General features: G+C 60.2%; 18 protein-coding genes and 2 tRNA genes. 15 read left to right on the top strand and 5 right to left on the bottom strand.

The features are described from left to right. The first annotated feature begins 174 nt into the window (after positions 1 to 174). The 6 genes from HPY65_13295 (at position 175) to HPY65_13270 (ending at position 5637) form a co-directional block, all read left to right on the top strand. Positions 175 to 336 carry a hypothetical protein gene (locus HPY65_13295; GenBank protein NPU85445.1) on the top strand — a complete coding sequence of 54 codons (162 nt, stop codon included), beginning with the start codon at positions 175 to 177 and terminating at the stop codon, positions 334 to 336. 90 nt (positions 337 to 426) lie between these two features. Further along, a complete protein-coding gene (locus HPY65_13290) occupies positions 427 to 822 on the top strand; it encodes a DUF1232 domain-containing protein (protein NPU85444.1) in 396 nt (131 codons plus the stop codon). Further along, complete coding sequence (locus tag HPY65_13285; protein NPU85443.1) at positions 819 to 1127, top strand: hypothetical protein; 309 nt, start codon at positions 819 to 821, stop codon at positions 1125 to 1127. The genes HPY65_13290 and HPY65_13285 overlap by 4 nt, the downstream gene beginning before the upstream one ends. A gap of 225 nt (positions 1128 to 1352) precedes the next feature. Continuing rightward, a complete protein-coding gene (locus tag HPY65_13280; GenBank protein ID NPU85442.1) occupies positions 1353 to 2963 on the top strand; it encodes a citramalate synthase in 1611 nt (536 codons plus the stop codon). 90 nt (positions 2964 to 3053) lie between these two features. Further along, positions 3054 to 3662, top strand: coding sequence for a threonylcarbamoyl-AMP synthase (locus tag HPY65_13275; protein NPU85441.1), 609 nt, complete (start codon positions 3054 to 3056; stop codon positions 3660 to 3662). Positions 3663 to 3675: 13 nt separating this feature from the next. Beyond that, positions 3676 to 5637 (top strand): Rne/Rng family ribonuclease, encoded by a 1962-nt coding sequence (locus tag HPY65_13270; protein ID NPU85440.1) that lies wholly within the window; start codon positions 3676 to 3678, stop codon positions 5635 to 5637. A 106-nt stretch (positions 5638 to 5743) separates the two neighbouring features. Here HPY65_13270 and proC read toward each other — a convergent pair whose 3' ends face one another. Continuing rightward, entirely contained in the window at positions 5744 to 6562 is an 819-nt protein-coding gene (gene proC, locus HPY65_13265) for a pyrroline-5-carboxylate reductase (protein ID NPU85439.1), read from the bottom strand. Positions 6563 to 6703: 141 nt separating this feature from the next. Between proC and HPY65_13260 the strand changes: the two genes are divergently transcribed. The 7 genes from HPY65_13260 (at position 6704) to HPY65_13230 (ending at position 11488) form a co-directional block, all read left to right on the top strand. Next, a complete protein-coding gene (locus HPY65_13260) occupies positions 6704 to 7477 on the top strand; it encodes an alpha/beta hydrolase (protein ID NPU85438.1) in 774 nt (257 codons plus the stop codon). 116 nt (positions 7478 to 7593) lie between these two features. Then, on the top strand, positions 7594 to 7890 hold the full coding sequence (locus tag HPY65_13255) for a YggT family protein (protein NPU85437.1): 297 nt from the start codon (positions 7594 to 7596) through the stop codon (positions 7888 to 7890). Between the two features lie 27 nt (positions 7891 to 7917). After that, positions 7918 to 8229 (top strand): DUF167 domain-containing protein, encoded by a 312-nt coding sequence (locus tag HPY65_13250; GenBank protein NPU85436.1) that lies wholly within the window; start codon positions 7918 to 7920, stop codon positions 8227 to 8229. Positions 8230 to 8300: 71 nt separating this feature from the next. After that, the gene (murJ, locus tag HPY65_13245; protein NPU85435.1) at positions 8301 to 9833 is read left to right on the top strand and encodes a murein biosynthesis integral membrane protein MurJ; all 1533 of its coding nucleotides are present in this window, start codon (positions 8301 to 8303) and stop codon (positions 9831 to 9833) included. Positions 9834 to 9928: 95 nt separating this feature from the next. Continuing rightward, positions 9929 to 11200, top strand: coding sequence for a serine--tRNA ligase (gene serS / locus HPY65_13240; GenBank protein ID NPU85434.1), 1272 nt, complete (start codon positions 9929 to 9931; stop codon positions 11198 to 11200). Between the two features lie 6 nt (positions 11201 to 11206). Further along, positions 11207 to 11292: transfer RNA gene (locus tag HPY65_13235), tRNA-Ser, on the top strand. Positions 11293 to 11394: 102 nt separating this feature from the next. After that, positions 11395 to 11488: transfer RNA gene (locus tag HPY65_13230), tRNA-Ser, on the top strand. A 54-nt stretch (positions 11489 to 11542) separates the two neighbouring features. Here the strand turns inward: HPY65_13230 and HPY65_13225 are convergent. The 4 genes from HPY65_13225 to HPY65_13210 form a co-directional block, all read right to left on the bottom strand. Continuing rightward, positions 11543 to 11992, bottom strand: a complete 450-nt coding sequence (locus tag HPY65_13225) for a hypothetical protein (GenBank protein NPU85433.1) — start codon at positions 11990 to 11992, stop codon at positions 11543 to 11545. A gap of 305 nt (positions 11993 to 12297) precedes the next feature. Beyond that, the gene (locus HPY65_13220; GenBank protein NPU85432.1) at positions 12298 to 16239 is read right to left on the bottom strand and encodes a hypothetical protein; all 3942 of its coding nucleotides are present in this window, start codon (positions 16237 to 16239) and stop codon (positions 12298 to 12300) included. Between the two features lie 27 nt (positions 16240 to 16266). Then, positions 16267 to 17874 (bottom strand): tetratricopeptide repeat protein, encoded by a 1608-nt coding sequence (locus HPY65_13215; GenBank protein ID NPU85431.1) that lies wholly within the window; start codon positions 17872 to 17874, stop codon positions 16267 to 16269. A gap of 452 nt (positions 17875 to 18326) precedes the next feature. Beyond that, positions 18327 to 18647, bottom strand: a complete 321-nt coding sequence (locus tag HPY65_13210) for a hypothetical protein (GenBank protein ID NPU85430.1) — start codon at positions 18645 to 18647, stop codon at positions 18327 to 18329. A 149-nt stretch (positions 18648 to 18796) separates the two neighbouring features. Between HPY65_13210 and HPY65_13205 the strand changes: the two genes are divergently transcribed. Further along, positions 18797 to 19387, top strand: a complete 591-nt coding sequence (locus HPY65_13205) for a hypothetical protein (protein NPU85429.1) — start codon at positions 18797 to 18799, stop codon at positions 19385 to 19387. 142 nt (positions 19388 to 19529) lie between these two features. Further along, positions 19530 to 21326, top strand: a complete 1797-nt coding sequence (locus HPY65_13200) for a hypothetical protein (protein ID NPU85428.1) — start codon at positions 19530 to 19532, stop codon at positions 21324 to 21326. Positions 21327 to 21332: the final 6 nt, after the last annotated feature.

Genomic DNA, 21332 nt, shown 5'->3' with positions numbered 1-21332 from the left:
GATGGACCTGTCTGCCCCCAGGTCCCCCTTGACAAGGCGGCATGCCTTCGCTCAAAGGTGAACACGGTGATGGAGTTCACCAAAAACAGCCCCCGGGGCTGATGACTCCTGCTTGAACGATCCGTCCAGGCAGGAGAAGATGCTCCTGCAGGACTTGACCCCTGGAGGAGCTGCATGAGGAAGCAGGCCTCCCGTCATATCCGCGAGGAGATCGACACCCTGGAGGGCCTTCTTTCCCGGACAGAAGGGCAGACAGAGACGATCAGCGGCCTGATCGACGCGCTCGACGAGTGGCAAATGGATCTACCCTCCGGAAGTGAAGCACCTTTCCGGTGAGTCGAAACAGTCGAGAACGCGAACCGTGCATTGGGGAACCTTGTGGTTGACACGTTGTTGGCATTTCCTTCAGGATGATTTCCCGATCCTGTGTCCTTCAGAATCGGATGGCTTGTGATCTGGAGGAAATGCGTTTTGCCCGTGTTTGAAGACTGGCGCAACAGAGTAGCCTTATTGAGAAGAGAATTTCAGACCCTTCGCCTGGCCGCGGCGGAGCCCCGGGTACCCTGGTACGTCAAGGCCCTGGCGGCGGCGGTGGTTGGGTATGCGCTTAGCCCCGTGGACCTGATCCCCGACTTCATTCCTGTCCTGGGGTGGCTCGACGATCTGGTCCTGGTGCCCGCCGGGTTCTGGCTGGCCGTGAAGATGATTCCGCCGGACGTGTGGGAGGACTGCCGCCGTAAGGCCTGTCAAGAGACGGATCCTTCCGGGATCGTGCCGGAGGCCCCCGACACCCCGGACACGTCCGGAGCACAGGCGTCATGAAGGAAGCGCTTCTCCAAAATCTTGCGGATCAGATCAGGGCGATTGAGGCCCTGTGCTCCCTGTCTCCCTATGCAGAGGCGTTCCGGGAGTGGCATGCCGCCACGGAGGATCTGCTCGCTGCCGTCTGGGGAGAGAACGGCCGGCCCGTCGAGGATTTCCGGGCCATCCTGTACACCCCCCTGTTCCTGTCCTGCCGATCCGGGGACGCCGCCTTTGACGAGGCCTACCGGGAGGGGCTCCGGCAGGCGGAGAGTCTTTTGCGGGCGCTCCTGGAAGGCGAAATTCCCGTTGACAAGGACGGCTAAAGCAAATATACAGCGGCTTCCATTGGTTTCATCAAGACGGAGAGAGCGCAAGAGAGCAATGACCGGCCGGATTTCTACCATCATTATTATCAGCGGCATAATTAGGACTCCTGACATAGGAGGCCTGATAGGGGGATAGTCCCGCCGGACATCGAAGAGCGAAACAACCATCCGTTATCAGGCCACCCCTGGTAACGGATTTTTTTTTCTGAGAGGTGCCCGCATATGACAAAAACCGATATCCTGGTCTACGACACGACCCTCCGGGACGGAGCTCAGGGGGAGATGATCAACTTCACGGCGGAGGACAAGCTCCGGATCGCTCATCGACTCGATGACTTGGGGTTCCACTACATCGAAGGGGGATGGCCGGGATCGAACCCGAAAGACGTACGGTTCTTCGAGCTGGCAAAAAACGCCGCCCTGAAGCATGCCCGGCTGGCTGCCTTCGGCAGCACCCGTCGGCCGGGCATTCGCCCGGAGTCCTGCGAGAACCTGAAAGCCATCCTGGATGCCCAGACGCCGGTGGCGACCATTTTCGGCAAGTCCTGGGACCTCCATGTCACGGAAATCCTGGGTACGACACTGGAGGAAAACCTGGTGATGATCCGGGATTCCGTGGCCTTTCTCAAGGACAGGGGCCGCGAGGTCGTCTACGATGCGGAGCATTTTTTCGACGGGTTCAAGCGGAACGGCGACTATGCCCTGCAGACCTTGCAGGCGGCTTTTGAGGCGGGAGCCGACATGATTGTCCTCTGCGACACCAATGGAGGCACCCTGCCCCACGAGGTGACAGAGATCGTCCGGAAGGTCGGAGAGGCCCTGCCCAAGGCGAAGCTGGGCATCCACGCCCATAACGACGGGGGCGTCGGGGTGGCCAACACGCTCGCCGCTGTCCAGGCCGGGGCGAAGATGATCCAGGGGACGGTCAACGGTTTCGGCGAACGATGCGGCAATGCCGACCTGGTCGCTTCCGTCTGCAATCTTCAGCTCAAGATGCGCCGGCGCTGCTTTTCCGAATCGGCCCTCCGGCAGATGACGAACCTTTCCCTGTACGTGAGCGACGTGGCCAACGTACCGCCCCAGAACTCCATGCCGTTCACGGGCCGGAGCGCCTTCGCCCACAAGGGAGGGATCCATGTCAATGCGATCCTGAAGAATGCGGAGGCCTACGAGCACATCCGGCCCGAGGCGGTGGGGAACCACCAGCGGGTCCTCGTTTCCGACATGGCCGGCCGGAGCAACATCGAATACAAGGCCCGGGAACTGGGCATCGATCTTGGAAAAGACGGCACGGTGAGCAAGAGCATCGTCAAGCAGATCAAACAAATGGAAGACAAGGGGTACCAGTTCGACGCCGCCGACGGGTCCCTCTCGCTCCTGATCCGGAAGGCCACCGGCGAGTTCACCGAGCCCTTCGTCCTGGAGTGTTTCAATGTGGCGGTCGTGAAGACGGCGCACCATCCCTCCACCGCACTGGCGACGATCAAAATCTCCGTGGGCGACGAGGAGGAACTGACGGCTGCCGAGGGAAACGGTCCCATCAATGCCCTGGATCATGCCCTCCGGAAGGCCCTGGCGAAATTCTATCCCGAGATCGAGGGGATGCACCTGACGGATTTCAAGGTTCGCATCGTCGAGGCGAGCGAGGGAACGGCGGCGGTGGTCAAGGTCATGATCGAGTCGGCCGATGAAAAAGAGGCCTGGAGCACCATCGGCGTTTCGGAGAACGTTATCGAGGCCAGCTGGTATGCCCTCGTGGACAGTATGCAGTACAAACTGAGCAAGGATCGGCTCAACAAGAATCACAAGCGGCGGGAAACCGCGCCGGCCTAAGAATTCATTGCCAATCCAACCGCCATTTGATACTCTCATCAAGTTTTACAGGGAAGGGGACCGGCACGGCCCCCTCGAGAAGCGGTATGTATGCTGTTGGCAATCCACAATTCGCACCCCCAGCCGCGCCAGATCCGGAGGGCCGTCGATGTGCTCAAGGCCGGAGGCCTCGTGGTCTATCCCACGGACACAGTCTACGGGCTGGGTTGCGACCTGTACAATAAAAAAGGAATTGAACGTATTTATCAGATCAAAAGGCGGGACAGAAACAAACCCCTGAGTTTCATCTGCGCCGACCTGAAGGACATCAGCCAGTACGCCCGGGTCACCGATTATGCCTACAAGATCATGCGGCGACTTCTCCCCGGGCCGTACACCTTCATCCTGGAGGCTTCCAGGCTGGTTCCCAAGATCATCCTCCCCAAGCGTCAGACCACGGGCATCCGCGTACCGGACAATGCCATCTGCAACGCTCTCCTGGCCGAACTGGGTTCGCCCATCATCAGCACATCCGTCAAGTTGGAAGACGGAAGCTACATGAACGACCCCCGGGAGATCGAGAAGAAGTTCGGACACTGCGTCGATCTGGTCATCGACGGGGGGAGCCTGATACCCGAGGAATCCAGCGTAATCAGCCTGCTGCAGGACGAAGCGGAGGTTATCCGGGTCGGCAAGGGGGACGTCTCGGCCTTTCTCTGAGAAAGGAACCGTCATGAAACGAATGCTTATCAATGCCGTGCACGTCGAGCAGAAGCGCATGGCCATCGTCGACGCGGGCAAACTGCTGGAATTCTATATCCAGATGTCCGTGCGGGAACCCATTACGGGCAACATCTACAAGGGAACGGTCCTGAAGGTCGAGCGGGGGCTCCAGGCGGCCTTCGTGAATTACGGGGGCAGGCGGGACGGTTTCCTGCCGCTTCGGGACGTGAGCGACGACTACTTTACACCTGCGGAAGGGGGACGGTCCGTCCTCAAGACGGGTCAGGAAGTGCTCGTCCAGGTTCTCCGCGAGATGAGCGAACGCAAGGGGGCGCTCCTCACGACGTACCTTTCCCTTCCCGGCCGCTACCTGGTGCTCTTGCCCAACAAGGCCGGCAGCGGCGTTTCCCGGAAGATCGAGGACGAGGAAGACCGGAAGCGCCTCAAGGATCTGGTGGAACAGATCCGCGTCGGAGAGGGGATGGGGCTCATCGTCCGGACCGCAGGCATGACCCGGACCAAGCAGGAGCTCTCCCGCGATTACCAGAACCAGCTGCGCCTCTGGAAGGAGATCCAGAAGGCGGCGAAGGAATCCCCCTCGCCGGCTCTCATCTACCAGGAAAGCGATTTCGGCGTTCTGGCCCTCCGGGACTACTACACCTCCGATATCGAGGAAATTCTCGTCGACGACCAGGAAACCTTCAAGAAGATGCGCAACTACTGCAAGGTCGTCTCGCCCCGGATGGCCAAGTTCGTCAAACTCCACAAGGAAAACGCCCCCATCTTCGACCAGCACAACCTGGAGGACCAGATCCGCGTGATTTACCAGGAGCGGGTCGATCTGAAATCGGGCGGCCATATCGTCATCAACCCGACGGAGGCGATGATTACGATCGACGTAAACTCCGGCCGGGGATCCAACAAGCGCAACGTTGAGGAAACGGCCTTCCGGACCAATCTCGACGCGGCGGAGGAGATCGCGCGGCAACTGCGCCTCCGGGATCTCGGCGGGCTCATCGTCATCGATTTCATCGACATGGCCGACAGCAAGCATCGGGCGGAGGTGGAGAAGGCATTCAAGAAGGCCCTGAGCCTGGACCGGTCCCGGATCCAACTCTCCCGGATCTCCAAGTTCGGAATGCTGGAGCTTTCCAGGCAGAAGAAGCAGCCCACCATCCAGGAAATCAGCTTCTCCATGTGCCCCTTCTGCAAAGGCCGGGGAGTCCGGCCATCGCTGGAATCCACGGCTCTGGCGGCCTTCCGGAGAATCCAGTCCCAGGCTGTAAAGGGTTTCTCGGCGGTGCTGAAGGTTTCGCTTCCTTACGAGATTGCGGATTACCTCCAGAACCAGAAGCGGTCCGAGCTCCTGAAGCTGGAAAACCAATATGACATGGACATCCATATCTCCGGAAGCCCCGACATGGCCTGGGACATGCTCCGTGTCGAATCCGTCGGCAGGCAGGCGGCGCCGGCACTGGTGCCGGAACAGGAGCCGGAGTTGGACAGGGATGAACCGGATGAGCCGGTTGAAGTGGAGATGAATACCGAGACACCGGAAACGGCGTCGAAACCGAAAAGACAGCGAAGGCAGCCGAAGAAGCAGGAAAAAGGCGCCCCGGTCAAAGAGCCCCGAAAAAACGCCGGGACCATCGAAGGAAAGACGGGTCGGGAAAAGGCCCTTGAACCGGTTCCAACCGCACCATCAACGGAGATGCACATTGTCGCCGGTGACGCCGAGACGCTGCCGGGGCAGGAGCCCCCGAAGAAGAAATCCCGTCGCCGGCCTCGCCGCCGCCGGAGATCAGGCGCCCGGGTGGAGAGTCGGGGTGAGGGACAGGGGGAGGTAGATCTTCCGCAGGACGGCGAGGTGAAGGTGTCCGGCGAAAGCAACCCGCTGGAAAGCGAATCGTTTTTTGACCTGGATGACGAGGACGATTCCTTCGGTGGTTTTTTCTCGCGGCAACGACGCTGATCAGAGAAGGCCTTTGCGAGTCCCGCAAAGGCCTTTTATAAAGAGGGACGGATCAAAGTCCGTCCCTGGAATTGGACAGGGGGCGGATCTGAAATCCGCCCCCTGTTTATTTTGCTTTTCCCAGTTCCTGCGAACGCAGCGTCGCCGCCTCCACGGCCCGGATCAGGGCTGCCCGCAGGCCCCCTTCCTCCAGTGCCTGGATCCCCGCGATGGTCGTCCCTCCCGGGGATGTAACCATGTCTTTGAGCTGGCCCGGATGTTTGTCTCCGGCGAGAACCAGGCGCGCCGCCCCAAGAAGTGTCTGGGCTGCGAGTACGAGGGCCGTGTCCCGGGGAAGTCCCATCCGGACGCCCCCGTCGGAGAGGGCCTCCAGAATGATGAACCCGTAGGCGGGGCCGCTGCCGCTGAGACCCGTGACGGCGTCGAGCTGCTCCTCCGGGACGAGGACAGTTTGGCCCACGGCGTTGAAGATCTGCCGAGCCGCCTCCAGGTCCTGTTCCGAGGCGTGACTTCCCCGGGCCAGGGCCGTGGCGCCTTCGCCGATCAGGGCCGGTGTGTTGGGCATGGTGCGGATGACCCGGACCCCCTTGCCAAGGTGCTCCTCGAGGAACGCGATAGGGATGCCGGCCGCAATGGAAATGACCAGTTTTGAAGGGCCGACGGCCCCGGAAAGTCCCTTGAGGACCGATCCCATGACCTGGGGCTTGACGGCGAGGATCAGGATGTCGGCATTCTTCACGGCCGTCCTGTTGTCCGTTGTAGTATGAATTCCATGGAGGTCTTTCAGTTTCTGGAGCCTGTCCTTTGCCGTGTCGGATACCCAGATCCGTCCTGCATCCGCCACGCCACGCGAGAGAAGTCCCCCGACGATGGCACCACCCATCTTCCCGCCGCCGATGAAGCCGATTCTCGTCTTTTTATCCATCGCCCCGCTCCCTCCTTTTCAGGTGTGCTGAAATGGTGGGAATCATAGGGGATATTTAAAGCCGGCGTCAAGCTTTCATTTGCGCAAGTCCCGCCGGATGTGCTACACCATGCCCCACTGCCCGACAGGAGGTGATCGATCATGATGCGTACGGTGGATGTGGACGGCCGGAAACTGTCCACTTGGGTGAGCGGGGAGTCCCTTGACCCGTCGCGGAAAACCCTCGTGTTCATCCATGGCTCGGCGGGTGATCACACGAACTGGATCTACCAGTATTCGACCCTGAAAGACCGTTTCCAGGTCGCCGTCCTCGAACTGCCGGGCCACGGCCAATCCGAGGGGCCCGGTGAGCAGTCTGTGGACGTTTACGTGGAGTGGGTCCGAAAGACGATCGCCACCCTGGGCATCGCCCGGCCCATTCTCATCGGCCATTCCCTGGGATCCGCCATCAGCCTGACCTTCGCCGTCAGGCATGGATCCCTCCTCACGGGAATTGTAACCGTCGGAAGCGGCGCCCGCATGCCGGTGAACCCGGCCCTCCTGGAGGGGCTGAAAACGAACCCGGGGCCGATTTATGAAATGGCCGTCAAGTTTTCCTTTACCAAGGCCAATCGAGAGCGCTTTGGTAAAATCATGGTTGAGAGCATGTCGCGAGTGGATCCCATGATCTTTCATGGCGACCTGACCGCCTGCGACCGCCTGGACCTCACCGAGACCGCCGGTTCCATCCGGGTTCCAACCCTCGTTGTCTGCGGGGACGACGACAAGATGACCCCCCCGTCCCTTTCGGAATTCCTCCGGGATACCATTCCGGGTGCGAAACTTGCCCGCATTCCCGAGGCGGGCCATTTCGCCATGATGGAGAATCCGGAGGCTTTCAACCAGGTGCTCTCGGAATTCGCCGAATCTCTGTAGCGACGGTTCGATAAGCGCTCGAATTTTATCCCCGGGGGATCGTTTCCCGGTGCGGTTTCCGGCCGGAGATCCGGGAACGGAAGCTGCCGGTGGCGGGACCGATCCCAGGAGGCATCATGTTTGTCGCACAAAACCTGATTGTGGCCGTTGCCAAGGTCATCAACCTGATCCTGACCATCTACATGTGGATCATCATCGCCCGGGCCCTCGTCTCCTGGGTGAACCCGGATCCCTACAATCCGATCGTCCGCTTCCTCTACCGGGCCACCGAGCCGGTCCTGGCGCCGCTCCGGAGATTGATTCCGTTCAGCACGGGCGGGATCGATCTCTCGCCGATCCTGGTCCTCCTGATCATTTTTTTCCTCCAGGAGTTTCTTGTTCAAACCCTGATCCAGGCTGCCCTGCGCTTCTGATCCCGGCCGACCGCGCCGGATGACGCCATGTCGATTCCGCTAACCGAGACAAAAAGCGGCCTGATGCTGAAGGTCCGGGTTCTGCCCCGGTCCTCCCGGACGGAGGCCTCGGGCGTTCAGGACGGGGCGCTCAAGCTCAAGATCATGGCCCCCCCTGTGGAGGGGCAGGCCAACGAGGCCTGCCTCCGCTTCCTCGCTGAGACGCTGGGGATCCGGAAATCTCAGATAACCCTTGTGACAGGGCAGACTTCAAAAACAAAGACATTCGCGCTTTCCGGCGTGGACCGGCGGGAACTGGAACATCGGCTGGCGGAACTTCTGGGAGAACGGAAGCCGTGAACGCCGAGAAGCCGGTCCGGTCCGAGAATGCAAACGTTGCGCGGGCGGCGGGGGTCGTGGGACTGGCGACGATGCTATCCCGGGTCTTCGGCTTCATCCGGGACGTGGTCATTGCCGCCTTCTTCGGGGCGGGTCTCGCCACGGACGCCTTCTTCGTGGCCTTCCGGATTCCCAACATGCTCCGGCGCCTCCTTGCGGAGGGATCCCTGACCGTCTCTTTCGTTCCCGTCTTCACGGAGTATCTCAAGAAGAAATCCCGGGAAGAGGCCTTCGAGCTGGCCGATGTGGCCTTCACGGCGCTCTCGATCATCCTCGTGGTCGTTTCCCTGCTCGGCGTCCTCTTCGCCCCCCTCATTGTCACGGTGATGGCCCCGGGGTTCTCGCGGGTTCCCGAGCAGTACGACCTGGCGGTCTTCCTGACCCGCCTGATGTTTCCCTACATCTTTTTCATCTCCCTGGTGGCCCTGTGCATGGGGATCCTCAATTCCCTCCGACACTTCGCCGCCCCGGCCCTCTCGCCGGTGATGCTCAACATCACCATGATCCTGGGGGCCCTTTTTCTGAAGGACTGCTTCTCCGAGCCGATCGTGGGGCTCGCCGTGGGCGTCATGGCGGGGGGGATTCTACAGCTGGTCATGCAGTGGCCTTTCCTCGTGAGAATGGGGATACGGCTCAAGCTGAACTTCGCTTTCCGCCACCCCGGCGTCCGGCGCATCGGCGCCCTGATGCTGCCGGCGATTTTCGGCGCCGCCATCTATCAGATCAATGTCTTCATTGGGACGGTCCTGGCATCGCTCCTGCCCAGAGGAAGCGTCTCTTACCTTTACTATGCCGACCGGATGGTGGAGCTTCCCCTGGGAGTCTTCGCCATTGCCATCGGGACGGCCACGCTGCCGAGCTTCTCCGAGCAGGTCGCCCAGGGCCGGTTCGACGAGCTGAAAAAAACGATCTCTTTTTCGCTCCGGCTGATGCTCTTCATTACCGTTCCCTCCATGGTGGCCCTGATCGCCCTGCGGGTTCCCATCATCTCGGTCCTCTTCGAGCGGGGGGCGTTCACAGCCGAGTCCACGACGCAGACAGCCTGGGCCCTCCTGTGCTACTCCGTTGGCCTGTGGGCCTTCTCGGTCATCCGGGTCATCGTCTCGGCCTTTTACTCTCTTCAGGACACGAAATCCCCCATGAGGGCGGCCATCGTCGCCCTGGTGGTAAACGTCGCCTTCAGCGTGGTTTTGATGTATCCCATGAAGCACGGCGGGATCGCCCTGGCGACCTCCATCGCCTCGGCGGTAAACGTGGGAATGCTTTCCGTCATCCTCTGGCGCAGGATCGGCCCCTTCCTGATGCGTGACTTTTATCCCTCCCTGGGCAAGGTCCTCTTTTCCTCGGCGGTAATGTGGGGCGTCATCCTCGGGGTTGATGTCCTGTATCCCTGGAATGCATCCGGTCCCTTCTTCGAGCGGGCCGTTTTCCTGGTCCTGGCGGTATTGTTCGGAGGCGGGGCGTTCCTGCTCTCCTCCTGGCTCGTCAGGAGCCCTGAGATAACGGCCCTGGCGGATGCACTGCGGCGAAAAATGAGCCGCTCCAGAACCGGGAAAACCCCCTGAACTCGGGCTGGAACGGGACAAAGAGGTTGACTTGACCCGGACCGAGTGGTAGGAAATTTGTCCCTTTAGACCTTTATGACCGGGATGGAAGAGCCATGCTGGACATCAAATATCTGAGACAGAATCTGGAGCACATCCGGATCAAAATGCTGGAGCGGGGCCAGGAAATAGACATGGGCCGCTTCACGGAACTGGATGCGCGGCGGCGGGACATCCTCCAGGAAGTGGAGGTTCTCCGGAGTGAGCGGAACGCCGTCTCCAAGGAAATCGGGGAAAAGAAGAAGCGCAAGGAAGACGCCGCGGAGATCATCGCCCGGATGGGTGAGGTATCCGCCCGGATCAAGACCCTCGACGAGACGCTGAAGCAGACCGAGGAAGACCTGAATGCCTTCCTGATGGTCATTCCGAACGTGCCCCACGAGTCGGTGGAATACGGGACATGCTCCGAGGACAACCCGGTGATCCGTACCTGGGGAGAGAAGCGGGTTTTCGATTTTGCCCCGAAGCCCCACTGGGACATCGGCGAAGACCTGAAAATCCTCGACTTTGCCCGGGGGGCCAAGATCACGGGTGCCCGGTTCACCCTTTACCGGGGAGCGGGGGCGCTCCTGGAACGGGCCATCACCAATTTCATGCTGGATCTCCATACCCGGCAGCACGGCTACCTGGAGATCCTGCCGCCCTTCATGGCGAACCGGGACAGCATGACCGGAACGGGGCAGCTCCCGAAGTTCGAGGAGGACCTGTTCCACGTGGAGAAGACGGACTACTACCTCATCCCCACGGCGGAGGTGCCCGTCACGAACATTCACCGGGACGAGATCCTCGAAGAGAAGGACCTGCCGATATACTATGTGGCTTATTCGCCCTGTTTCCGGGCCGAGGCAGGATCTTACGGGAAGGATACCCGGGGGCTCATCCGGCAGCACCAGTTCAACAAGGTGGAAATGGTGAAGTTCAGCCAGCCGGAGACGTCCTATGATGAGTTGGAGAAACTGACGGCGAATGCCGAGGAAGTGCTGAAACGGCTGAAGATCCCCTTCCGGACGGTCAGCCTCTGTACGGCGGACCTGGGCTTCTCCTCCGCCAAGACCTACGATATCGAGGCCTGGCTGCCGGGGCAGGAAGCATACCGGGAGATTTCCTCCTGCAGCAATTTCGAGGACTTTCAGGCTCGGCGGGGTGCAATGCGATTCCGCCGGACTGACGGGGGCCGGGTGGAATTCCTCCATACGCTGAACGGTTCGGGGTTAGCGGTTGGGCGAACGGTGGTAGCCGTCTTGGAGAACTACCAGCAGGCCGACGGGACCGTCGTCGTCCCGGATGTTCTCAGGCCTTACATGGGAGGACTCGAGGTCATTCAATAGACAAACGGAGGGATGGCCGAGTGGTCGAAGGCGGCGGTCTTGAAAACCGTTGACCGAAAGGTCCGCGGGTTCGAATCCTGCTCCCTCCGCCAGAAAACGGACCGTCCCCTGATGGGGGCAGATTTCGATGGAACGGGGACGGATTGGAACTCCGCCCCCCGTGATGTGCCCCCCGGAATGCATAACGGCCCAGCGGAGAGATGGCTGAGTGGCCGAAAGCGAGCGCCTGCTAAGCGCTTGTACGCCATAAAAGGTGTACCGCGGGTTCGAATCCCGCTCTCTCCGCCATTGAATTACAGGAACGGGGACAGATTTAAATCTATCTGTCCCCGTTCCTGCTTTTTATCGGCAGGTAGGTTGTTGGACCTTGTCCCAGAGGCTGCCCGGCTGGACGGTATGCCATGGCGGGACCGGCTCGCCGGCCTCGTGGATGGGTTTCCAGTTCCGGTTCAGGTACACGTAGCGGAGAAAGCGGATCCGGCTGCCGGTGCAGTCATATTCGCAAAGGATCTCGATGGCCCGGAAGGCCCGGGGATTCACACCGGCCGACGCCAGGTAGCTGCGGATCTCGCCGATGTAGGGGCTCTTTTCCCGGGGGGCCACCCGGATCCAGGCGGCGGCGTTACCTGGAGAGGGAGCGGAACGGCGTTCTCCGTCCACAAAGACGCCGTCCTGATACTTCGTGAAACCCGCCAGGGTCCATCGCCCTTCTTTCTGCTCTGCCGTTGCCGCCGTGGGAGCCAGCAGCAGGACCACGGCGATCAGCATCACAAAAACCGTATTATTTCTCATGATTGTGTCCTCCTCGCCGGGGGGTAGTTTCTTCTTCCCGAATTCGTTCCGCTGCTTCGGGAGGAACTGTAGCACCGCCCGGACCGTGAGGCAACCCCGCTCCGGGAGAAATCCGTGCGGATCTCCAATGTGCGGAATCCGTCTTTCCTTCCGCCGCCCACGGCAGATTCTTCTTTCCGGTCATGCTGTTAATCTTCCAGCTTGATTGACTCCGGTGTTCCGGCCGGAATGCGGCGGGATAACAAAAAAGGCACAGGCCTGCAGCCCGTGCCTTTTTTTTACGAAAATGCTTTTTGGTGCCGGTCCTAGAATGGACCCGAAGCACTTGTGACACCGGCGCCGGTTCCCGATATGGTTCCGGCCGTTCCGACTCCGGGTGTGATGGCTCCGGCGGCCCCGCCCTTAAACGTGATGGTGCCGGTGTAAGACCCGCCGCTCAAAAGCCCGCTCCCGGATACGGTTGCGCCCCAAGAGGCACCCGTCCAGGCGACCGGTGTGAAGTCCGCTATCAGCCCGCTGCCGCTCAATGACACGCTCTTTCCCACGCCAAGCAGCGGTGTATCCGAATAGGATCCCGAGATGTTCTTGGTCGCCCAGATCTGCGGCGCCGACCCGCTCTGGGTGGCGAGGAAGGTGACGCTATTCATGTTCAGGGCGATGATGTTCGGGTTGCTCGCATTGTTCGCCAAGGCCAGGTCGGCCGTTCCGACGACGATGCTCGGGATGCCTGTGGCTTTCTGGAAGGCCGCCCGGCCCGCCTCGTCAAGCCCGTTGATCTTGTCCAGGAAGGCCCCCGTCTCCATCGAAAAGCCGGTGCCGGCCATCCGCCAGGTCGTCGTGGCGGGATCGAACAGTCCCTTGGCGACGGCCCCGTTGACGGATGTCCAGCCGGCTTCCAGGCCGACCTGGGCCCCGGCGATCGTGGCGGCGAAGACGCCCGTGCTTTCATCAACCGAGGTGAAGTCGACCCGGTCGTAGGTATTCACCGTACCGAGTGCATTCGAACTGGTCATGGTGAAGGACTGGCCTTCGAAGCCTTTGATGCCGTCCTCCATGCCGCCCACGGAATAGGTTCCTCCCGCGAGACGCACGCCCACGCTCCAGGAAGCATTGGTGATCTTGACGTACTCGTTTCGGTAGGCCTTCTGGGTGATCGTTCCGTCGGTCAGTCCCTGGGCCGAGACGAGATAGTTGTTCCTTCCCTCGGATACCCAGTCGTCGATCCCGGGTGCCGAAGCCACGGTATCGATCTGGTAAGCCTGGAGCCGGGCATTGGCGCCGAGAAACCACATCTGGTAAGCCCCCGTCGGGAGGTCTTCATAGAGGTGCGTGGTGAAGGAACTCCGGGCGCCGCCACTGGAAGAATACAGGAAGCCGATGCTGTACGATCCCTCGCTGATCTTGTTCCAGTAGACACCGCCCAGGACGGATGAAACCGTATCCGTCGCGGTCCGAAGGCCCGCGTAGGATAGCCGGTACCCTGTCTGATCCGGAATGCCGCCGCTGAACTGGCCGAGAATGGTCGTATAATTGAGATCGCCTGTTTTCGTGAGTCCCCCAATGCCATAAAGTTGAACAGACGGGTAGGGAGTGACCCCGCTTGCGCTGTTGAAAAGGGTTTCGGTTCCGCCGATCAGCCCCGGGATCCCCCCGCTTGATAGGAAGCTGCTGGTGCCGGAGTCGTAATCCCAGAACTTGCCGCTCCCATTCTCCTGGGTCACGAAGGCCAGCTTCGTCCCGGTGTAGCTGCCGACGCTCTCCCCGACCCAGGATGTAGACGAATCGCTGACTCCGTAGACCTGGCCCGACAGGACGCCGACGTAATCCCGTGTCATCCACAGGCTGAAGGAGTCGGCGATCCCGGAGACGAAACCCAGCCGGCCCCGGATCTCGCCGGTGTCGTTCCAGGTCCCGTTGATTGTCGACACCCAGTAGCCTTCGGCGTTGGCGCCGGAGCCGAAGATTCCCTCGCCGCCGAGGCGGGCCGACCAGGTCGTCGCGCCGGCAGGGCGATCATAGCTTTCTTCCTTGCTCTGCAGGGCCATTTTGTAGATGCCCCAGGGGCGATAGACCGTGTCCACCAGGTAGAATTTCAACGATCCAAGGACCTCGGCTTTGATGGAGCCGCCGTTGTCGAACTGCCCGGCGAGCCTCGAATTGGATTGAATCGTGCCGGTGCCGGTGGCCAATGTGGTGACCTCGGTGATCGTCTCGCTGTAGGAAGGACCGAGCGTGCCTGAGGCCTGCCACATGCCTTTCAGGGTACCCGCACCGGGACTGTATAATCCATAGTAGTTACCGCTCAGGCTGTCGGAACTCAGGATGCCGATGGTCCCGCTGTAGGAAGTGCCGTATGTGACATTCTGGAAGAGTGTCCGGGCCGTGCCTTCGATGGTCCCGTTGTTCGTGCCGGAGGTTGGCAGCCAGAGTCCCGTCATGTAGCCGTCGAATTTGCGGTATGTGTCCGTCACTCCGCCGCTCCGGGCTTTCCCGGTGAGGTCGCTGAGCCAGAGGTAATGGGTGTTCGAGGTCGGAGTCAGCGTGAAGCTGCCCATGGCGTACATGGTCGTACCCCCGGACCAGGGAAGGGAGTAGCCGCCGACGAGGCCGTACATGTCTTTACCCGATCCGGCGATGGTCTGGGTGCCGGTGCCGTCGTATAAGAAGGCGCCCACGGCGCTTGCGCCGGGATGGGTTCCGTCGCCCCCCCAGTCGCCAGTGAAGGCCAGGGGGGCGAGCTTGTAGATCCCCGTTCCGGCGATCTCATAGTTCGCTCCGATATACTCGCCCATATAGCTGACGCTCATGAGGCCGAAGTAGTCCCGGTCCATGTACTGTATCGAGTCGTTCCCGGTCAGGGTGGTGTGTCCCGCCATGTCATCCGTTCCGGTGACCAGGCCCAGCATGAAGACGTCCGACGGCCCCCCTACCGAGGATTTTGTGAAGTCATAACCATAATAGCTGATCCAGGTCGTATAGCCGCCGTCGTTCACATATTCTCCGCCGTTTCCCGAAAACCCCCACAGGCCGAAGAGACCTCCCGAAGAGGTGAGGTACCCGTAGGCGAGTCCCGTCTCGACCGGAGCATAATAGGAAAAGAGGCCGCTCAGCTTGGTTGTTGCGAAGGTCGGAACGGCAACGCTGCCGAAGGCCTGGAACGCCCCGGCTGCGGTGTAGCCGGTGCTGGTGTAATCCAGTGTTCCATTTGCGGTGATACTTCCGCCGGAATACGTTCCATCCAGGTTGCCCGCCAGGATGCCGAGAGCCCCGCCGTTGTTGGTGATGCTGTTGAAGAAACCATGATAGGTTCCGGTCACGCCTCCGATGAGCCCTGTGTACGTGGAGCCGTTGCTGAGGGTTCCGGTCAATGGCGTGGCCAGCGAGGTGACGGCCGGCCCCGACGGCCCGGTGCCGCTGTAGCTGATCGTACCCCTGCTTGTTAGCAGACCGTAGCTTCCCTGCAAGGTACCGGCAAAACCGTCCTGCGCGATCGTGTTTGTGAACGTGACATCGGTCGTCTCGTCCGTGATCGTGGCAGGCGGCGTTTCGGCGCCGGTCTCCGGGGTCCAGGGGGCTGCCACCTCCAGTTGCGTCTCGGTAGTGCCGGACGTTTCCGCCGAATTTTCACCCGTCCCTGCGGATGTGTCCTGCATGTGCATTTCGATATCCGCCGCCGTGGAGGGTTTGACCACGGGTTCGGCCTTTTCGTTTGTTACCACCATCCCGCTTCCCGCCGGGATTGCCACCTCTTTGCCGGGTTCGTTCTTGTTATAGCCGTACCCGGCGCCGCCCTGCAGGAAGAAGGCGCTCTCCCCGTTCAGGAACAGGCCGATGATGATGGTGCCGCGGACACCGCAGACGGCCGTTGGCGTGTGGAGCTCCATGCGGGAGCCGCGGGCCAGCTTCGTTACAACCGCCCGGGACTTTCCGCGGAAAAGGTCGAAATAGCTGTGCGAACCGGCTTCTGCGCTGTACCGGCTGATCTTCATGCGGGTTTTTTCCGCCAGCCACAGGGTGTTGCCGTCGCTGAAGGTGATCCCTACCTTGGATTTACTCTTCGTCCTGAGGATGTCGCCGTTTTCGATCGGATCGCTAAGCTTGAGAGCCCGGGACTTTCCGGCCGGACCGGTGAGATCCGCCTTACCCTCCAGATGGGTGACCTTGCCGACCGGAGCAGCCAGTGCCGGTCCGGCAATGAACAGCGCCATCAGGAAAACCACAAGGATCCACCATTTCCCTGCCTTCATGGGTCAGACTCCTTTCTTCGCGGTCCGCTAAAACCGCAGTTCGAATCCCGCCGCATAGATCTCCCGATTGTAGTCGTACAGGAAGATGTTCGAGTGGGCCCGAATGCGTGTGTATTGGATCAGAGCGCTCAGATGCCGGTTGAATTCCCAGGTGAGGCCTGCCGTGCCCGTGTAGATCCTGTCTTTCCTGGTTACGCCGTTGAAGATGGCGAAGGTGCTCGGATGGGTGAAATCCTGGAGGTAGGCATCTCCGGAGATCTGGAGCTTGAGGGCCTTCCAGACGGGATAGATCAGGTTCGCAGTGAAGCGGTGCCCTTCATTGTCCCAGTTGACGCCCCGGGCATGATCCTTGTTGTAGGTGTATTTCAGGTTGAAGAGGCCGGTGTTCCGGAAGAGCCAGAACCAGCTGGCATGGGCGTTGAACCCTTCGGAGGTCTGATCTTCCTCGTCCCTGTCGAGGACGTCCTGATACGGCCATATTTCCGTATTGACCTTGTTGGCGTAATCCTTCTTGGAATAGCCGGCGTAGAATTCCAGGATCTGGCTGTTGGTCGGGGTCAGGGCGACCCGGAAGAGGGGTCCGATGTTGTACGTGTCGATGTAGCGCTCATAGCCGGGGTTTCTCTTCAGCGTGTTGGTATAATTCATTGACAGGTTGAGGGCGGCGCGGCCGAAATCGTAGCCCGGCGCCATGTAAATACTCGTGGCGAACATGTCGTAGTTGGTCGACGGCACGTTTCCGTTCTGGGCGATGATGAACCGCTCATGGAGCGTGCTCAGGACGGCGAAGCCGGCGTTGAACAGCCATGGACCCTTTAGGGCCGGGACCCAGTCCATACGCGCAGAGGTCATCAGCGCGTAACCGTATTCCTTGCCCATATCGAGCTGTCCGGGCGTCGGTAAGGGAATGCCAATATAGTCGTTCGGCTCCTGGATGAAGTTCGTGTCATACTGACCCATCATGCCGAAGGTGAAGCGCAGGGGCCTCTCGAGGAAGCTGCGCCGCTCCACGATGTCCGTATAGCGCCGGGCGTAGGCAGCCAGGTCGGAGAGAGGATCCTGGGTGATGGCGGCCTGGAAGCGATCCCTGGCCTTGTCGAACTTTTTTTCAAGCATCAGGGAGACGCCGATCTGGAAATCCGCGGCGGTTTTGTAGCTGGGGTCCATTTTCTTGGACCGCTCGAAGGATTCAATGGCCTCGCTGTGCCTCTCCTCCCTTGCGAGTACCATCCCCTTGAGGAAAGCCGTTTTGGCAGGATAGATGCTGTTCTCTTCCGCCACGCCTATCCACTTTTTCGCTTCTCCCACCCTGCCGGTCTGGTACAGGGCGTCTATCAGTTCGATGACCGCTTCCTTGACGGATGGCTTCAGGGTGGATGCGGCTTCCAGATGCGGCAGCGCCTCCGCCGTACTGTTCATCTGCTTGTAGGTCAGTCCCAGCCAGAAGGCGGCCTCCGACGAGGAAGCGTTTTCCTCTCTGACCTTCTTGAAGATTTCCAGGGCCTCCTCGTAATTGTCAGCTTTGTACTGCTCGATTCCCGCCTGCAGGTCCGGCAAACCCTGTGCAAGGGGTGCCGAAGGAGTGAAACAAGCGATGAGGACTGTCAGAAGGAAAATCAGGATGTTCTTTTTCATGGGCAGCTCCCTTCTTTGAAACGCAGCTGGAAATCAAGCGTGTTCACAGGTAGTGCAGAAAGGCGCCCCGGTTGCAGGTAAATTGACGGGGGGTGCGATTGAACCGGGTTGAGAACCGTTTATTAAGTTCAGGGTCTTCATTCCCTTGATGGGTCGGGAGAATTGAGTTTTTATAACGAATATTTGCCTTACATATATTTACATATTACATAAGAGTCAAGTGGAATTGCCTGAAAAAGCGAACACCTATGAGGTTAGGTGGCTTGTCCAGCGGCTGACGATCATGGAAGGAGTTTGCAGCGGGAAAACCGAAAGGACCCATGCCGGGGGCAGGGACGGGTTTCGTCGGAAGACTTTGTGATGGGACGGCCTTCAAGTCTTCAGAGAAGAGAACCGGTAAGATGTGCGGCCGGCCGATCCTTATGGAAGACAATAACGGAAGAGGTAGAATATTACAGGAGATTCAGGATTGCAAAAAGGGCCATCCCCAGGATGAAAAACACCGTAGGCAGCGGCCGTTTTTTCAGATACTCAGGGATTCCCGAAAGGGGAATTGTTTCCTCTTTCCGATGGAGCGTCAGGAAGTCCGTGACTACGAACAGAACGAGAACCGCCGGCCCTTTCTGCAGAATGAACCAGGCCATGGCCGCGCCCCGTCCGCTTCCTCCGGGAGCCCAGCCCGGTACGGCGAAGAGGAACCAGAGCACGGCGATCCATAGAAGGCCGTACATTCCAAGCCAGTGGGATCGTTTCATGGTCCTGACGGGTATCATGGATCGCGCATTTCCTCAAGGTCCGGCATTCTTGATCCCTCGCCTGGAGAGAAGCGCGTCCTCCCGGCTGCGAGGGGCCGGTTCGGATTTTTCTTTGACACCCGGGGAGCGTGAAGATAAAAAGCTCTAAACAGTCGTGGAGCGAATGTATGACCCGAGCAAAGTCTTATGAAGACCTTTCCTGCCGCTACTTTCGACACCCCGGCCGGCGCAATACAAAGGCTCTGCTTGAAGCAGCGGCCGGGAGGGCGGAAGAGGCGGGGATCCGGAAGGTCCTTGTGGCCACGTGCAGCGGTCGCACAGCCTTCGAGGCCCGGAAGATTTTCGCGGCAGACATCCGGATCATCGCCGTGACCCATTTCACCGGATTTGAGAAGCCGAACCACCAGGAGCTTGCCGAGGCGGACCGCCGGAAGCTGGAATCCCTCGGCGTATCCGTGCTGACGGCCCAGCATGCCTTCGGCGGCGTCGGCCGCGGGATTCGCAAGCGGCTGGGTACATACCAGGTGGATGAAATCATGGCCTTCACCCTCCGGCTCTTCGGTCAGGGAACCAAGGTCGCCGTCGAGTTGGCCCTGATGGCCGCAGATGCAGGGCTCGCCCGGACTGATGAGGATGTCGTCTCCATCGGCGGCACGGAAGAGGGATGCGACGCCGCCCTGATCATCCGGCCCGCCAACAGCTCGAACGTCTTCGACCTGAAGGTAAAGGAAATCATCGCCAAGCCCGCATCCTTCTGAAGGTTTTGATTCCGATCCGGAAGATCGCCGCCCGGGGCGTTTCCGTAACCCTCTTCCCGGTCATCCGTACCGGTCGTCTCCGGGTGGATCCCGTCATCGGAAGACGCGCCGAACGTCATATATCTGAAAGGGAGGTTCCATCATGCACCGATTGGCCGTCCGGATCCTGTACGTGCTTTTGCTTGCGCTCATGGCGTCTCCGGCCGCTGCGGAAAACGTCACCGTTCAGGGCGACATGGGCTCCACGATCCGCTACGTGCTGGAGGAAAAGGTCATCTCCGGCGACGGGATGCGGAAGATCGTGATGAGTTTCGTCATTCCCCAGAGCTTCGAGTCACCCACCTACCGTCAGGCAATATCGGATTTCTCTCTGGACCTGAAACCGAATCCGCAGGACCGGCAGGAAACGACGGATGCCCGGGGAAACCGGATCGTAACAGCTACCTGGACGGAGCCACCCGCGTCGGTGGTCGTGAAGCTTTCCTGCAATGCCTTGAACCGGACGAACCTTCAGCTCCTGGAGACCCGGACGCCCTTCCCGCTGGGAAGAGTCGACGCAGTCTTGGAGGATTACCTGAAACCGACCGAGCAGGTCCAATCGGATAACCCGAAGATCCGGCTTCTTGCCGCGGACCTGACGAAGGGCTTGAAGACCGAATTCGATGCCGTCCAGCAGGTGATTTCCTGGGTTGTTGATCATGTCCGTTACGTCAGCCCTCCGGCCCAGTATGATGCCCTGTACTCCCTCCAGTCGGGCAAGGGGAATTGCCAGAATTATTCGCACCTCAGCGCGGCCCTGCTCCGCTCCGTCGGCATTCCGGTTCGCATCATCAACGGCGTGACCCTGGATCGGGCCTACGACGTGACCTGGGACCGGGGCGTCATGACCTTCAAGATGGGCAAAGGCCGCCATTCCTGGATCGAGGTCTGGTTCCCCGATCTGGGCTGGGTGCCCTTCGATCCCCAGAGCACGGTCCTGTTCGTGCCGAACCGCTTTATCAGGGTCGAAGTCGGCGTTGACAACAACGAGACGAAGAACGACGGACTGATGCGGTGGTCCCAGGTGGCGAATGCCAGGACAAAACCGACCATGCAGGAGAACATCGACGCCGCCTTCGCCAACGATGCGGTGAAAGTCCGAGGTACCCGGCAGGCATACGGGCCGAAAAACCTGCTCCTGACGCCGAGCGTGAAAGCCGAGTTCAAGCAGATCATCATCGAACCGCCTCCTCCTCCGCCGGTCATTCCCGAGGAGGTGAAAAAAGAGCTGCGCTATGATGTCCCCTTCCTCTACGGCAACCTGGAATATCCGGAGAATGTCGATTTCGCCTTCCCCCGGGCGACGAAGAAGTCAGGGGCGAACCAGTTTGAGATGGCCCGGAATTTTCTCGTGGAAACAGCGGAATACGTGACCACCAAGGCCACCCAGTACGCCCAGGTCGTCGTTCTGCGAAAGCCAGTGAAGCTTCAGAAAGTGGCCCTTGCCCTGCACAATTTCGGCGGCGACGGCCAGCTCTGGGCTGAGATCTACCAGGACAACGGAGGAAAACCGGGTGCGCCCCTGGCGACAAGCAGACTCGTCACCCTTGACCAGCTTTCCACGAAGCCCGGGTATCGCTGGACGGACTTCGACTTCTCGAAGGACAGCCCGATTCTGATGCCCGGCTCCTACTGGATTGCCCTGGGATTCACCGGGGACCCCATCGTGAACTGGTTCTATACCTACGGGAAGCCCGTGGGACCTGTCGACGGAACCCGCTACAAGGGTATTTTCGACGAGGACTGGAGCGGCGCCCTGGCGTTCGAGTTCAACTATCGTGTGGCGGGTTTCACGACGAAGGACGAAACGGCTGCCCCAGTGGCCGCGAAGAAAACATCGGAGGCGGCGAAAAGCACCAAAAAGATTTTGAAGAGAAGGGTCATCATCAGGAGGCGCTGAGAAAAC

It is taken from the genome of Syntrophaceae bacterium (genome assembly GCA_013177825.1).
Taxonomy (GTDB): domain Bacteria; phylum Desulfobacterota; class Syntrophia; order Syntrophales; family PHBD01; genus PHBD01.
This window is presented reverse-complemented; position numbering and strand designations above follow the sequence as displayed.

Coding starts and splice junctions, on each gene's coding strand:
- proC (NPU85439.1), bottom strand. CDS start 6,562: ATGGATAAAAAGACGAGAATCGGCTTCATCGGCGGCGGGAAGATGGGT.
- HPY65_13220 (NPU85432.1), bottom strand. CDS start 16,239: ATGAAGGCAGGGAAATGGTGGATCCTTGTGGTTTTCCTGATGGCGCTG.
- serS (NPU85434.1), top strand. CDS start 9,929: ATGCTGGACATCAAATATCTGAGACAGAATCTGGAGCACATCCGGATC.
- HPY65_13210 (NPU85430.1), bottom strand. CDS start 18,647: ATGATACCCGTCAGGACCATGAAACGATCCCACTGGCTTGGAATGTAC.
- HPY65_13275 (NPU85441.1), top strand. CDS start 3,054: ATGCTGTTGGCAATCCACAATTCGCACCCCCAGCCGCGCCAGATCCGG.
- HPY65_13215 (NPU85431.1), bottom strand. CDS start 17,874: ATGAAAAAGAACATCCTGATTTTCCTTCTGACAGTCCTCATCGCTTGT.
- HPY65_13200 (NPU85428.1), top strand. CDS start 19,530: ATGCACCGATTGGCCGTCCGGATCCTGTACGTGCTTTTGCTTGCGCTC.
- HPY65_13205 (NPU85429.1), top strand. CDS start 18,797: ATGACCCGAGCAAAGTCTTATGAAGACCTTTCCTGCCGCTACTTTCGA.
- murJ (NPU85435.1), top strand. CDS start 8,301: ATGCTATCCCGGGTCTTCGGCTTCATCCGGGACGTGGTCATTGCCGCC.
- HPY65_13285 (NPU85443.1), top strand. CDS start 819: ATGAAGGAAGCGCTTCTCCAAAATCTTGCGGATCAGATCAGGGCGATT.
- HPY65_13250 (NPU85436.1), top strand. CDS start 7,918: ATGTCGATTCCGCTAACCGAGACAAAAAGCGGCCTGATGCTGAAGGTC.
- HPY65_13225 (NPU85433.1), bottom strand. CDS start 11,992: ATGAGAAATAATACGGTTTTTGTGATGCTGATCGCCGTGGTCCTGCTG.
- HPY65_13270 (NPU85440.1), top strand. CDS start 3,676: ATGAAACGAATGCTTATCAATGCCGTGCACGTCGAGCAGAAGCGCATG.
- HPY65_13260 (NPU85438.1), top strand. CDS start 6,704: ATGATGCGTACGGTGGATGTGGACGGCCGGAAACTGTCCACTTGGGTG.
- HPY65_13295 (NPU85445.1), top strand. CDS start 175: ATGAGGAAGCAGGCCTCCCGTCATATCCGCGAGGAGATCGACACCCTG.
- HPY65_13255 (NPU85437.1), top strand. CDS start 7,594: ATGTTTGTCGCACAAAACCTGATTGTGGCCGTTGCCAAGGTCATCAAC.
- HPY65_13280 (NPU85442.1), top strand. CDS start 1,353: ATGACAAAAACCGATATCCTGGTCTACGACACGACCCTCCGGGACGGA.